General features: G+C 49.9%; 14 protein-coding genes. All 14 read right to left on the reverse strand.

The features are described from left to right. Positions 1 to 311: 311 nt before the first annotated feature. The 14 genes from AB3G73_RS12270 to AB3G73_RS12335 all read right to left on the reverse strand — a co-directional run bounded on the left by AB3G73_RS12270 (position 312) and on the right by AB3G73_RS12335 (position 13988). Positions 312 to 2552: a fimbrillin family protein gene (locus tag AB3G73_RS12270; RefSeq protein WP_367036727.1), complete on the reverse strand. Its 2241-nt coding sequence runs from the start codon at positions 2550 to 2552 to the stop codon at positions 312 to 314. Positions 2553 to 2728: 176 nt separating this feature from the next. Further along, positions 2729 to 3745, reverse strand: coding sequence for a fimbrillin family protein (locus AB3G73_RS12275; protein WP_032539990.1), 1017 nt, complete (start codon positions 3743 to 3745; stop codon positions 2729 to 2731). A 52-nt stretch (positions 3746 to 3797) separates the two neighbouring features. Next, positions 3798 to 4838, reverse strand: a complete 1041-nt coding sequence (locus tag AB3G73_RS12280) for a DUF5119 domain-containing protein (RefSeq protein WP_080715556.1) — start codon at positions 4836 to 4838, stop codon at positions 3798 to 3800. After that, positions 4835 to 6118, reverse strand: coding sequence for a DUF3575 domain-containing protein (locus tag AB3G73_RS12285; RefSeq protein WP_032539989.1), 1284 nt, complete (start codon positions 6116 to 6118; stop codon positions 4835 to 4837). Before AB3G73_RS12285 ends, AB3G73_RS12280 begins: the two co-directional genes overlap by 4 nt. 231 nt (positions 6119 to 6349) lie before the next feature. After that, positions 6350 to 7552, reverse strand: coding sequence for a site-specific integrase (locus AB3G73_RS12290; RefSeq protein ID WP_032539987.1), 1203 nt, complete (start codon positions 7550 to 7552; stop codon positions 6350 to 6352). A 27-nt stretch (positions 7553 to 7579) separates the two neighbouring features. Then, complete coding sequence (locus AB3G73_RS12295; RefSeq protein ID WP_032539986.1) at positions 7580 to 8113, reverse strand: hypothetical protein; 534 nt, start codon at positions 8111 to 8113, stop codon at positions 7580 to 7582. A gap of 6 nt (positions 8114 to 8119) precedes the next feature. Beyond that, positions 8120 to 9352: a hypothetical protein gene (locus tag AB3G73_RS12300; protein ID WP_032539985.1), complete on the reverse strand. Its 1233-nt coding sequence runs from the start codon at positions 9350 to 9352 to the stop codon at positions 8120 to 8122. Beyond that, positions 9349 to 9786, reverse strand: coding sequence for a metalloprotease (locus AB3G73_RS12305; RefSeq protein WP_032539984.1), 438 nt, complete (start codon positions 9784 to 9786; stop codon positions 9349 to 9351). Before AB3G73_RS12305 ends, AB3G73_RS12300 begins: the two co-directional genes overlap by 4 nt. 185 nt (positions 9787 to 9971) lie before the next feature. Beyond that, positions 9972 to 10163: a hypothetical protein gene (locus AB3G73_RS12310; protein WP_171033592.1), complete on the reverse strand. Its 192-nt coding sequence runs from the start codon at positions 10161 to 10163 to the stop codon at positions 9972 to 9974. 379 nt (positions 10164 to 10542) lie between these two features. After that, entirely contained in the window at positions 10543 to 11016 is a 474-nt protein-coding gene (locus AB3G73_RS12315; RefSeq protein WP_087339980.1) for a hypothetical protein, read from the reverse strand. Positions 11017 to 11046: 30 nt separating this feature from the next. Beyond that, positions 11047 to 11289: a helix-turn-helix domain-containing protein gene (locus tag AB3G73_RS12320; protein WP_032539981.1), complete on the reverse strand. Its 243-nt coding sequence runs from the start codon at positions 11287 to 11289 to the stop codon at positions 11047 to 11049. A gap of 232 nt (positions 11290 to 11521) precedes the next feature. Continuing rightward, on the reverse strand, positions 11522 to 11935 hold the full coding sequence (locus AB3G73_RS12325; RefSeq protein WP_032539980.1) for a hypothetical protein: 414 nt from the start codon (positions 11933 to 11935) through the stop codon (positions 11522 to 11524). Continuing rightward, the gene (locus AB3G73_RS12330) at positions 11932 to 12552 is read right to left on the reverse strand and encodes a hypothetical protein (RefSeq protein WP_032539979.1); all 621 of its coding nucleotides are present in this window, start codon (positions 12550 to 12552) and stop codon (positions 11932 to 11934) included. The genes AB3G73_RS12325 and AB3G73_RS12330 overlap by 4 nt, the downstream gene beginning before the upstream one ends. Before the next feature lie 5 nt (positions 12553 to 12557). Further along, the gene (locus AB3G73_RS12335; RefSeq protein ID WP_087339986.1) at positions 12558 to 13988 is read right to left on the reverse strand and encodes an ATP-binding protein; all 1431 of its coding nucleotides are present in this window, start codon (positions 13986 to 13988) and stop codon (positions 12558 to 12560) included. Positions 13989 to 14073 lie beyond the last annotated feature (85 nt).

The raw sequence follows: 14073 nt of genomic DNA on the forward strand, positions 1-14073 counted from the left end.
TGGAAATTCAAAAGAAAGGTAACAAATGAGTATCAAATAGTGGTTTTATTTGAAAGTTGGCACAGAACGCACATGTTTTTCGATGCGGAATGATTACTCATTTGGATTTACTTACACATCATTGCGTTTGCGAAGTTACGGGATTTTTCCGAATTATTCAATACGGAATGGCATGATTAGCGTTACATGCTTAAAGAGCATTTTTATAGTTCGATATTATTATAAACATGACAAACTCCCTCTTCAATTAAGAAAAGAGAGTTTGTCATTGTAAACCTTATGTATATAAAAATCAATTTTTATATCCTCTTTCAGGGTTTCTTACGGACAGCCCGTACAGAAAGTTCCCTACTACGCAATTTGGAAGAGGTTGAGCCATCGCTGTGTTTATAGGCGTACTGGTTGTCATCCTTTACAGCCGTAGAAGTCCAATATTCACCCTCCAAAGGATATTCCGTATCATTTATTCCTGCTACCTCTTCTGTTGCGGGAAGATACCACTTCGGGTCCATAACTTCCGAGCCGCCCGTCAACGAAAGGATATATTCATTATTTGCTTCGATAATATCCCAACTGTTCAGTTTCATACAAGCTATACTTGCATTATTCGTAGGGAACACACCCTTACCTTCTGTTGCAACCTGATAACCGGGGATATTTTGTATCCGGTTGATTATCTCATTCACAAACTGAATACCGTTGAAGTTATACACTTCCCGCGTATTTTTTTGCCCATCCGTCATACTCTCGGCAACACCGGAAGTCGAGAGAGAACCGAGGTTGATCGTTATCTTATCAGCTTTCCCCCCTAAGCCGATAACATCACCGGATTTCTCCATATCAACGAAAGACAAATCGGGAATATCATCACCAAAAATCGCATGAATCAGCCAACCCAACAACCATGAATCGCCCAATGCCTTTAATGCCTTAGTCCACTCTACATATTGTCTGATACTTTCACGAGAATCATCATTATCGCAACTGGTCAAATCATAGATTAACTTGAAATCACTGTCCCAAGAAAATCCCCAAGGAACCTTTTCTCCTTCTATCCGTTCGCAACCAATACCATTGCCATACCAAGCGGGAGCAAGCTGGGAAATGGTCAATGTCTGTACTATGTCATCGCTATCGTCAAGCCGTACAGACAACTCTACTGTACGTGAGGCATCTCCTATATTCTCCGGCACAAAAACTGCAATAGGAAATTCGCCGCTTCCCGTACCTTGATAAACTGTCTCGCCTCGTGCGCTACCGGTAATTTCGAGTTTACCACTTGTTGTTCCATGTGCATAATTGGCCGTCCAATAACCTTGCTTGGCATAGCTGTTCATGTTGTCTTGTTTCTGAATAGTGACCTTTTCATCATTCAGGGTTGGAGCAGTAACCGTCCATGTCTTACCTGCCGGAACATCGGACACGATCAGTTTTGTTAAAAGAATGTCGTAATGTGCGTCTAATACAGGATTTTCATTTTCCAACTTAAACTCGTATTCCGGCGAAATGGACAATTTGTAAGTAACCGTTTTCCCTTGAGGCCATTCCATTCCTGCAACGGGGGCTTCGAGAGTGCGATTTTCACCTGTTACTCCATCGGCGAACACCACTTCCACCTTCGCACCTGTCGGCAAGGTTTGCGGTAGCATCATGAACGTGCCTTCTCCTGCGGAGACTTCCGTTCCGTCTGTCTCGTTTCCGCTCATCTTTTTATCCAATGATTGTGTAAAGTCATTAGCATCATCATTCAACGTCCATTTTCCGTTTTCCAAGTCGTAGGAACCTTTATATCGAACTCCTTTCAGGGCTACGCTTTTAATCGTTCCGGGGTGCATTTGACTGCCGGTCACAAAACGAACGGCTGTGCAAATATGCTCGAAAGCAAGCGGTATCACTTCGTTCTTATTTCCTTCGATTTCGTCCGTTTTCGCCACCACAAGGTCTTTTTGTTCACTCACAGCTGCAGGAACAGTGTATGTCAGCGTCGTGTTACCCGGTGCTTCGGGAATAGCTAATTCGGCGTCAATTGGTGCCCAAGCGAAAAATTGCAGGGTGCGTGTCGCTCCCGGCCAGTAATACACGTTGTCTGTGCTCCAATTATTGTTCCGGTAAGTTACGTTGTCATCCATGTAGAACGTGTTGACCAGTGTGCCGTCTTCCTTGCAATGGGCCTGTACATGGAAAGTGCCGTATTCTTCGAGCGAGTTGACGGGAGCCGAGCGTGTCACCGGTGTTTCTCCGGAGAAAGAGGAGCAGTCGATACCATCGGAAACCGTAGCACGGACACAAAGTGTGTCCGGCGTATTCGCACTCCGCAACACGAAACGTCCGGTGGTGTGTTCTTCCTTTACCTTACCTGTGCCGACAATTCCTCTTGTCAAAGGGCTTTCCGTCCCGGATATGTCGAAACAAATGTGGTCGCTATATTTCCCGATGTTACTATCGCTGTCATTATCGAGAAAGTCATCGTTGTTACACGAAAATAACAAGAGACTGGTGAGCAGTACCGTCATCCTGCCTGTTATCAAGTACCGATTTTTATATGCTTTCATATCTTTTGATTTTTCAATTATGCCGTGAAAGTTCTTTGCGGCGGCTATTCGTGAGTATAAGGGGAACATTCAACCCCTTATACCCTAAAGATATTTTACGTGGGTGACTGTCGTGCCACCCCGTAAAACATCTTTTCGGCTTTCCGGTATATTCCCTAACGGACAAATCCGGATGATTATTCAACAGGTTCAACCGGAAGTTCTGTTGCAGGGGTGTTGAAATCTTCCCATTTATCAACCGTTGCTGAGAACTTAATCTCACAGAGTTGGGTATCCGGGTCAATGTTTTTAGCTTCGAGTTTCGCAACAAAGGCATAACTGTTTCCGGCTGCCCAGTCTACAGAAGGAATGGATACTTCATGGTCATACTCGTCTGTCACACCGTGATGAGTACGTATAACTTTGAATTGCACGGTATAGGTCTGTTCTTCGCCCATGACCGGAATCATGTACTTGTGGTCGGTTTCTTTTGTCTCAGCAGCTGCAAAACCGGTTGCCTCGCCGTCCAATACCACGTTGCCAAAATTCAGTGAAGCCGGGGTATTATCAGCAGCCAAAGTCCATGTTACATTTTCGTCCAAAGCAGCAGTCGCCTTTACATTGGCATTCGTGATTTTTACACCGGTAACATTGATGACAGAACCATCATCCATTCCATTTTGGAAAGCAAATTTCACACGGGACAACATGTGGTTGAGTGTGAAATTAATTGCAGCAGGACATTGTTTGTTCATGACTACAGGAGAAGAGGCATACGTATCGTCAATATCGTAAATCAGGTCGGTAGTACCATCGCCGTTATTAAAAGCAATGCTTCCCCACTGACCAACAGTAGTCGGGGCAGTGAATGTCCAGTTATCACCGGTCGCTTTGGGGGCTACGGCTACGAAACTATATTTGTAGCCATCTTCCCAATAAACGGGTGTCGTGTAACTCCACTCACTACCGTCGGAACTTGTAACCTCAGTACCTTCAAACGGCTTACCAGTCTGACCGTCCTTTTCCATCAAGCCCCATACCTGAAAGGCTTTGAAATTGGAGTTGTCGATGTCAGTGGCTCGTGTCGTTTTGTTTACGAAACTGCTAAACTGGATAGCCTGACTGTTACGGGCTATATCCATAGTCTCATCATTGCTGCAACTTGCCAACATTGCGGCGGCAGCAATTCCCACAAAAAAAAGATTTTTTTTCATGTCGCTAAATTTTTTTAGTGAAACAAATAAATTAATAAATACATTCAATCTTTTAGAGAGGGAGTTCGATGTCTTCGTACTCACCCCAATCTTTTACCGTCACATCGAATCCGGAACCGCCTTCCGTACCTTCCTCGTCGGAAATCTCGATACCGCTCACCACAATAACCCCTCCCTGCGGCTGTACGGCGACCTGATCGGTCACGTCGAAATCGAACGACTTGACTTTCCCGTTCTTCAGGCGCACTTCAAGATTCAGCCCGTAACGGCGTTCGGTACGTGTCGTGTAGTGTTCGTTCGGGTAGTCCGGTATGCCGAACGACTGGACGCAGGCCTGTGTTCCGAAATCTTCCACGCTACAATCATATAATATGGTAGCTGCCTCTTCCGAGGTGCGTCCGCTGTTCAGCCATACCGCACCGGCCATGCCTGCCAATGCGCCGCGTGCCAACGCCACGTATTCCAACCCGTGGCTGAACTCGTAACGCACCAGATAGGTAAAAACCAACGGGTGCATGGTCACGGGCAGTTCGTCGGCCTCAATCTTGCGTTCGGCCGTGTAGTTCTCCATGTAGTTGCCATAAAGCATATCGGGAGCATTCACCGTGTTTTCGACGGTATTTTCCATGTACGGATTGCCCGCATACGACGCACGGGTACGTGTACGGGTCGTGGCCTTTGCCGATGCGAACGAGTTCATGTCGTCAAAGACGATGTATTCCGTGTCGTTGTTGTAGAGCAGCAGGGAGTGTTCTCCCGGACGCATCCGCACGATGTCGCCTTCGGGTGCCACGTTCAGGATGTTGTTGGTGCCGTCCTCGTTATATACCTGCACGCGCAACCCGTCGGGAGCGTCGGGGCATAGCTCATGGTACTCCATACCGAACCTGCTCTCCCATGCGGGGTATTGCTCCCAGTCGGGACCTCCCTCGCAAGTATGTTCCCATTCCTTTTCGTACACTGCCTTCACGTGCACGTCTGACTTCGGGGCGTGTGCCTCATGGTCGAAACATAAGTCCTTGTGTTCGCAGGAAGAAAACACCGTCAGCATTCCTGCCAACAGGGAAACGTATCTTATCGTGTATCTCATCATTTCATACCTCCTTTCCTGTTATTGCTGTTGCCCCGTCCGAGCAGCCAGACCAAAGATATTTCCGCCTTGGTCGGCCCGAACCAGTGGCGGTTCTTGGTGGATTCCCACACGTCATGCCCATCGAGAGGGCTGTAGGTATAATATTTGCCGCCCCAGTAGCCCACGCCGATAGTGAAATCTATGTTCAGCCTGCGTGCCACCGGCAGGGAGTAGCCGTATTCCACGCCCACGGCATAGTTGCCCTTGTCCCAAAGTGTCCCTCCGGGTTCGCCTCCCATGTAGCCGGTGCCTCCCCACTCGAAGTCGTATGTGAACACCTGCCCGTAAACGCCCAGATGATGCCCGGTGAGCGGCTTCCCGGCAGCACGTTTTCCCAGCCACTTGCGCACGGCGATGTCGCCGCCGTACACACGCCAATAGCGGTGCTTGCTGCCCTTGTCCCACCAGCCGTACATCCAGTTTCCGCCGAGCGTCCATCCCTTGCCGAGATAGAACTCGACGCCGATGTTGGGCACGGCCAAGACGTCATAAAGCATGTTTGTCTTGACGGCCATGTAGAAAGGTTTCCGTTCTTCCTGCTCCGGTACGATAGCCTGCGGTACGAGCGTGTCCGTTTCCTGAATAACGGCAGCCGTATCAATGGCGGGAACCGTCTGTAATTCGACCGTATCGCTTTTTATTACCGGCTTTTGCCGTACCGTCACGAATACGACGCTGGCGTTGCGAACCTGCGGGAAGAAATGTTCCAGCATATAGAACCAAGTGCGCCCGTACTGCAGTTCCATCAAATGTTTTTTCTTGCTGTCAATCAGAACCCCTTTGTCATTGTACGTGTATTCGGGGACATTGCGCAGCACCTCCACGGCTTCCTCCTTGTGAGGCATGTCCGACTGTTCCGCCAGACAGGCCAGACGTTCCCAAGCGATGGTGGCATCGCAACGGGTGACGATACTGTCCGGAAGCGAAATACATCTGCGCACATAGTTCTCCACTGCCGCACGGCGTTCTTCCGCCAGCCTTCGATTGATTCCGGCAGACCCTTCCGGTGAAGCAGAACCACAGAAGGACACCTCGACCAGATCGAGTGCCCCATCATTTTTAACACTTCCCAAAAACGATACGATTTCCGCCAGACGCTCGGCGTTATTTACATAGGCTGTGTCCAGCGTGCTCTTGCCGACACGGAAATCCACACAGATTTCCTTCCGGCTTTCCTGTCCGAAAAGATGAACGCTCCCGAACAGAGTGAATACCAATACTATAAAACTTTTTGTCCGCATTTCAATTCCCTTTTTTATCCCCCTCTTACCAAGAGAGGGATAAAAAGAATAATGCACTAACAATCAGTATATTTCGTTGGGGTGAAATTGAAATTTGCTAAACATTTATGTGTTTTTGAACATAGAAGTAACATTTTTTATAGAAAAAATTCTTTGCTATACATTCTTTTTTATACTTTTGCATCGTCTAATCCCTCTCTTGGTAAGAGGTAACATTTTTTGCCTGACATTCTACCTTAATTTTTTCAATATCAGATCATTCGCTTTGTCTATCGTTGAATTGTCCAAAGAGGCAAGATATATTTGCGTGGTATTTTCCGAATCATGCCCCATACCCGCACTGATGACCGACAGGGGAATGTTCTGACTTTTAGCGATACTGGCCCATGAATGGCGGCTGACGTACATCGTGAGTTTGGCTTGTAGGCCGATTGATACGGATATTTCCTTGAGCTTGTTGTTGACCAGACGGAGCGCATTTCTGTACTGCAACCGTTCGTTCCGGTCTGTCTTGATGATTGGCAGCAAATAGCCGTTTTCATTTGCCGGGTATTTGTCGATAATCTCCTGCATGGATTTTTCCCACTTGATGAATAATTGCTGCCCCGTCTTTCGTCTGCGATAGGAAAGGATGCCGTTCTGCAAATCCTTCTTCTTGAGATATGCCATGTCGATGAACGACATTCCGCGTGTGTAAAATGAGAACAGAAACATGTCCCTTGCAAAATCCAATGAGGACTTGAGCGACAGGTCCAGTTCCTTAATCCGTCTGATGATTTTCAAGGGAAGAGCACGCTTGACCGTTTTGTCTATTCCTGTATAGACATGCTTGAAAGGATACCGTTGCACGGTCATTTCCTTTTCCACCGCACGGTTGTACACGGCACGGAGAATCCGGTTATAAAAGGAAACGGTGTTCATGGCTACGTCGTGGGATTTCAAATAGGCTTCGTATTCCGTCATCAGGTCTGAATCAATTTCATTCAGCATGATGTCGTTCCCGTTCCGAAAGCGTTTGAAGCTATTAAGGGCTGTCGTGTAATTTTCCGCAGTCCGTTCCTTTCCCAATCGTTCCAGTTGAAGAATGACCTCCGCCATAAACTCGAAAAAGGACGCTTCCCGTTCCGTTTCATGAAACAGTCTCACTATCTCGTCGGTAGCAAATGCACGCTTGCCGCTGTTTAATCCGTTTATAATCTTGTCCAGCCGGTTCATATCCCGGCGTATCCTTTGTGCAACAGCCTGAATAACGGCTGTCCGTTCGCCCTCCGGTGTCGCAACCGGTCTTGACCGTTTATCATCCCATTCATGGGGGAACACCTTATAACCGGTTGTGATTTGCCTGACGACACGGCGGTGAGTTACAAAATAAACGATAGTGCCCGGACGGCCTTCGACTGTCGACGGGCGGAATTTCACTTTTACTGTTGTCATACTTATATTTATTTAATTGATAATGTTTCATTGTCTTAACTTGCGGCATATAAAAATGGTCAGCACGATACAGAGTACAAGAAAACCTGCCGTATAGCCAAGTATTTTCCACAGCATTAGACTGTGTATGAACTGGCTGTTTGCCATGCAGGTACAGACAAAAGCCGCCGCGAGGGAGATGATTGCCTCTACCATACACCAGAAAGCGGTTGCGGAGATAAGCACACGGTCATTCGCCGAGAGGCGTCCGGCCAGCCTTGCGCACTCCCGTTCCATCCTGTCGGCCATCTTCCGGCAGATTTTCTCCCCTTCCTGCTCAAGCGTCTTTCTCGCTTCCTCGCCGACTGTGACCGTGCTCGCCCCACGCAGGGAAGAAACAGCCCCGTCCATTTTGGGCAGGGCTTCCGAAAGTCTGTTTTCAAGCTTTTCCACATTAGCACTAAGAATGCGTACAGCTTCATAATTGTTTTCCAGCGCGTTGATTATATGCTCTTGCTCCTGCATCTTTTCGGCAGCCGGAAGGGCCTCGTCTATTTCCGAGAAATCGAATTTTTTATTCATAGGCTGTTATCTTTTTCGTCCTGTCCTCGGTTTCTTTCCGATCACCCTTGCCGCTTCACGGGCGCACCGGCGTGCCCATTCCCGTTCGTCCTCGTCCTCGCGTCTTCCCCAAGGCAGGTCGTTGGAACTGCCGCCACCACCTCCCGAAGGAACCGCCGGAGTATCGAGCATCCCGACGAAAAGTGCCGCTGCCATGTCCGTGAGGTCACGGCTGTTGGCTGTCTCCCGGTAGTCGAACTCGTCATTGAATACGTCCAACGCTTCATCGGGAATGAAGAACCGGCGGCTTTCCCCGTCGATGTCGATATGGTACGGGCTGGTACCGGGACGATAGCCGGTGTATTGCGGAACCGGTGCCGTTCCTTGTGCGTGAACCGGAATCGTCCGAGATGTAGTCGGTATAGATTTCCCTGCGGCGGGCTGTGTCGAAACAGTCCTTGTCTTGGGAGCCGCGTGCAGCTTTTTCCACGTGCTTTCGAGCTTGGTCGCCATGAGGTTGCGCCCCCTGCCGAGTTCGGAAGCCTTGTATCTGGCGTTGCCTTTCTTCAGCACGTAACCGCGCAATATCTTCTTGTTGTCGCGCAGCTCCCAAAACTCATATCCCTTGCTCCTAAGTCTGGCCACGTACTCGTCCCATGACCAGCTTTCCATGGATTGCAGGGTTTCCATGCAGTCCCGGTTCACCTGCCCGATGTTCGTCTCACGTACTTCGGCGGCAGTCGTCCAGCCCCGTTTCAGGGCCACACGCTCGGCTGCCCGCTGTGCCCGCAGGTGTATGTCATGGTCGTTGTTGATATTCCCCCTTTCGTCGATACGGCAGAACGCGCCGTGAAGGTGGGGAATGCCGCTCTTGGATTCCAGATGCAGCCACACCGTGCCCTTGCTGCCTTTGAGGTCGGTTTTCGGAGAATAGGTCTTGCCGTTCTTGTCAAGCAGTTCGATGTTGTCGAACTCATCCGTGAAGTCGTCCCACAACCTTTGCCAGTCGTCAATGGTAAAGTCTTTGGTGTGTTCCGGCGCGGGGCTGACCTCGATGCGGATGACGGAATTTTTGACCCGTTTGGACTTCTCCAGCGTCAGCCGCATGGAATCCCATATACCCGTGGCATCCAGACCGGGCGGCAGAAGATTGTCCCCCACGTGGAAGATGCGTTCGGGATGTTTCTTGTTCCTCGATTCTCCCGTGATGTATCTGATGTCATTTATCCCGTGGGAGATGGATTTCGCTTTCCCTATCATGGCTCGTCCTCCCCGTCTTCACCGTTCCTTGTCCCGTCGGGCAAGCGGTTGGAAAACCGTACCTTGTCGAGCACGTCCGTGACACGCTCGGCCAGCCTGCCGAGTTCCTTGAGCCATTCGAGCATGAAAGGGTAACTGTTAAACATCTGTCTGCGCTTTTCGGGGTTCATGCCACGGAGCGCGGACGTGTAGTTCACGAGGTCGCTGCGGCATCCTATAAGGGTCTCCATGACTGCCTCCTGCCTTGCCGTCAGCCTCGCTTTCGGTCTGTAATTGAAAGCCCTTGCCAGCACGTAGCTGCTGACGGTCATGCCGCACTCGGCGGCGAGGCGGCGGATGTACTGTTTCTGTTCCGCGGTGACTTTGGCGCCGATGTATTCGGTGCGGCTGCCGCCGGACGGAAATGATGTGTCTTGCTTGTTGTCTTCTGTCATAAATGTTGTTTTATAAGGGTTAAGCGGTGCGAGCCTGCGAGCGCCGCCACCGGCGAACTGCCAGTGAGCCGCGAGAGCGCCAAGGGATGACTGACCGAAGGGAGGTGATACCTTGGCATATCTCGAAACTGAAAGACGTTTTCAGTTCTCCTGCGGCGTGCCTCCGCTGCCGGATAAAATGCCATTCAAAGGCCGTTCAAATGCCATTCAGGGCGGGATTGCAAAGGTTTATGACGCGGCGGTTCTGAAAGTCCGTCCATTCCTCGATACAGGTCATGGAAGCGACGGAAGCGGTTTTGGAAGCGTCCACCGCTATCATGCCCAGCCTTTCCATCGTTGCAAGGAGATTGCGGGTTCTTTTTCTCCCTACGTTCCATTCCTCCGCGAGTCTGGTTTCCGAGAACTGGAACTGTCCGGGCTGCAATTCCTGCGGCCTGCGGAATGAATCGCCCCTGCCGGGTGACAGTCGCATCCGTGAGAGCAGGTCATAAAAAAGAGTGTGGTTGCCGATTCTATTGCCGTCGTCATCTTTCGTTGTCCTTCCGAGCCATTCGATTGCCTCCGCAGTAAGACGGATGCGGATTGTACGGAATCCCTGCGGCTTCTTGAAAAGGGATGTTTCCTTGTTCCTCTTGTTTTCTTGCATAATTTAATAAAAAATAAGGGAATGGAGTATCGGAAAACCTACAACAGTTTCAATGAGATAGTGCGTGCGGGAGTTTCCTTGTCCGTCCGATACCCCGTTCCGGTTTGACGTCAGTTCCGGTTCACGTTGGCGGCGGGTTGGGATTGCAGGTGCCCCCGTGCGTCCTCCACCGCCTTGAAGTCGGAAGAGATTTTCATCAGTGCGACGCTGACGCGGCAGAGCTGGCCGATGTCGACAAAATCCTTGACGGCTTCCATCAGTTTTTGCGCACGTTCCTGACGGTGTTTCATCACGGCCTCGCCATCTGTCCCGTTTTCCTTGGTAAGCCCGTGGTTGAGAAAGCGGTTGACGGTCAGCATGTCTGTCGCCTCAATCGTTGCGGTATCGCCATTGCCCGTTCCGTAGCCGACCATTACCCGTATGGAATCTGCCTCGTAGGGGGTACAGCCGCGAAGGAAGTCCAGAATGGTCTGCGCCTTCGCGCTGATTGCGGGTCTGCTCTCTTTCTTTCTCTGTTCCTTGTTCGGGGAATCCTGAACCGCGATATTCCTGATACCCGGTTCCATGTTCTTTGAATTGTCCATGACTGCATTGTTCTAAAAAAGGTTGATGAATCATTTGTCTTTCTCACGTGCCACCAGATAGCGGGATGCCTCGCTGTCGATCTCGGCCTGCGACTTCACCCGTACCCGTTTCAGCCATGCGTCGAGGTCTTCCTTGGCGAAGAAGCACAGCTTGCCGCCCGGTTTGTAATAAGGGATTGCGCGGCGCATCATCATCTTGTAGAGATAGCTGGGCTTCAGTCCGAGGTAGCGGGCTGCTTCCGTGGTGGTCATTAAATTGCGTTCACTTTCCATATACGTTCATTTTTATTGTTACTTGTACTTTTGTAGAATCGAAATCTGCTGTTTTTCAGACTTTTCCTTTCTTCTGTTTCCGATGCAAAGTTAAGTTTGCCCCAAGGTGGGCCAATGGGGGACGAATGGGGAAAGTGTATAAAAAGAAAATGCGCCATACCGTTGTGTATGAACGGTATAGCGCATGGCTATAATGGGGAGATACCGGGCTGAATGGGGAAACGGCGGGCGGTTATGGGGTGCCTTTCAGCCGTCTTGCGTTTTCAACGGCCCTGTCGATGGATTTGCGGAAATCTTGGTTCTCTTTTGTAGCACCTTTGTTGCAAACGTCGCTGCGGTGCTTGTCGTAGTAGGATTTGGATATGCCGCAGCGTTTCAGGAACTCTTCCGACCAGAGTTTCCCGCGCTCGCGCGGCCTGATGGTACGGGCGATGGAAAACACCATGTAACAGATGCGCAGGTTCTCTTTCGGGCGCACGATGACCGCCCGTCCGGTGGGTTTCAGGTTCAGGAAGTTCACGAAGTCGCTGCCCGACAGGTACTCGAACTGGTAGTCGTTGCACACCTCGTAGATGAACAGGCACAGGGCGAGGTCAACGGTGTCCATCCATGCGGCGGTCTCTTGCAGCAGGCTTGCACGGTTCATGGTTTCCCCTCCTTCATGCGTCCGATGTCGGAGATGATGCTTCCGGCGATACCCTGCAGACGCTCCACCAGCACGTCGAGGAACATCGGTTTGAAACACCAGACACAGAAATTCCGGTCACGCTCCTGCACCCATTCTTTATATAATAGATTCGCGTGCGCGTGGGCCACGTCATACTTTGCCTTTGCCGCACCGCATTCCGCATCGAGCGACCTGTATTCTTCCGAATCCAGAGGCAGGAAATCCAGCCGGCTGCTCATCGCCGAATATTCGCTCCATAATTTTGTGGCGCTTGCTTTCGCTTCCTCGTACCGGAGTTCAAGCGGTTTGAGGTGTTCCCTGAAAAGGGTTTCAAAGTCCGCCACCTGCAACGGCGTCCTGTCGAGTGAAAGGTATTTGTTCGTTTCCGAAAGAAGGGAAGAGGAAAAGTCCAGAAGTTGTCCGGGGTTTTCCTTTACCAGACAGGCAGCCTCCTTGACAAGAAGGTTCGTGTCGTTGAAATCCTGATAGAACAGGGACGGAGGCAAGACCTGTTCAAAAGACAAAACACCTTGTCCGTAAGTGGCAAGAAGTGTGTTCACTTCGTGCAACCGTTGTGTTATTTGCCGTATCATCATAGTCGTCAGGAATTGAAAAGGTCGTCCATCGTCACCTCGCTGTGGACGATGCTTCTGTTCTTGCCATTGGCCACGCCATACGTCGTGATAAAGGTATGAACCAATGTCTTGTTGGTCTTGGTAAGTTCCCTGAACAAACCGGAACGGTCACGCAACCGGCGTTCGTATTCGGGCTTGATACGGTATGTGTCCATGCAGAATTTCATCTCGCACAGGTGTATGATCCGGTCAGCCCGCTCTATTATCATGTCTATTTGTCCGCCGGGCATTCCTTCCTCCTTGTTGGGCTTGACCTGCCATGTGGACAAGGATGTAGCCATGCCCCTTATTCCCAAAGCCGACTTGATCTGTTTATGATGTCTCATGCAGACAAGCTCGAAACTGCTGCCCATCCAGTCGAATACATTTCCGGAATCAAGATGATTGCTCCACCATTCATCATCGTGTGAGAGGTTGTCGGCAAGGAACTTGAAATAGAACAGCGAAAAGAAATCCGTAAGCCTGTAAACGGCTCCGCGACGTTTGTTGCCGTACTGAAGCCATTTCTCTATCATATCGGACCTTTCAAGGTTTTTTATCGCCTTGGTTATGTTGCTGCTCTTCGATGATAGTGACTGGAATATGTCCTTGCTTGTCATTCCCGATTCGTGTTCGCTGAGTAGTTGCACGATTGACGTGTACAGGTCGGCATTGTCGAAAAGGGCGTTGTATAGCTCCTCGAACTCCAGTTTCAAAAGTGCGCCTTCATTGAAAAACAGCCGGTCTATATTCTGGGAAAGGCTCAACGTGGGGTCAAGAAGGCTGTAATAAAACGGAACACCGCCAAGCACCATGTATGTCTGGGTAAGCTGGTAACGGTCCCATTCGATGCCTCTGGTTGCGAGATACCGCTCCGTCTCATTCAGGGTAAACGGGGACAGATGCAGGTTACACGTCACTCTGGCATGGAGGCCTCCCTTGTTGGCGACAATCTTGTCTTTCATCCATGAGGTCGCGGACCCCGTGGCGATAAGCATGATGTTCCGCTGTGACATGGCCCAGCCGTTCCAGAAGTTTTCAAGGGCCGACACGAATATGGATTTTCCCGAATCCATCCAAGGCATTTCATCTATGAACACAATCCGTTTACGGTCAGCGGGCAGGGACGACAGGTATTCTTCAAGGGCATAAAAGGCTTCATCCCAGTTGCTTAAATGGGAGAACTTTTTTTCCGAATAACTGTTGAGCACATTCAGGAAGTTGTTCAACTGTCTGCGGGTGGTCATTCCATGCGCACCGACATATTTGAAATCAAACTTCCGGTCGAAAAATTCTTCAATCAGGAATGTCTTTCCGATACGCCGCCTGCCGTAGACTATGACCAGCTCCGATCTGTCCGAGTTCAGGCATCTTTCCAGTTCCGCGTGTTCTTTGTCGCGGCCAATAAGTTTATCCATACTTTCATGTTTTGATGCAAAATTACGCATTTGGAATTGCCCAAGCAAATTTTAGAACCACTTATTTGAAATTATCTACAAAATA

The organism is Bacteroides sp. L008, assembly GCF_040812255.1.
Taxonomy (GTDB): Bacteria; Bacteroidota; Bacteroidia; order Bacteroidales; family Bacteroidaceae; genus Bacteroides; species Bacteroides vicugnae.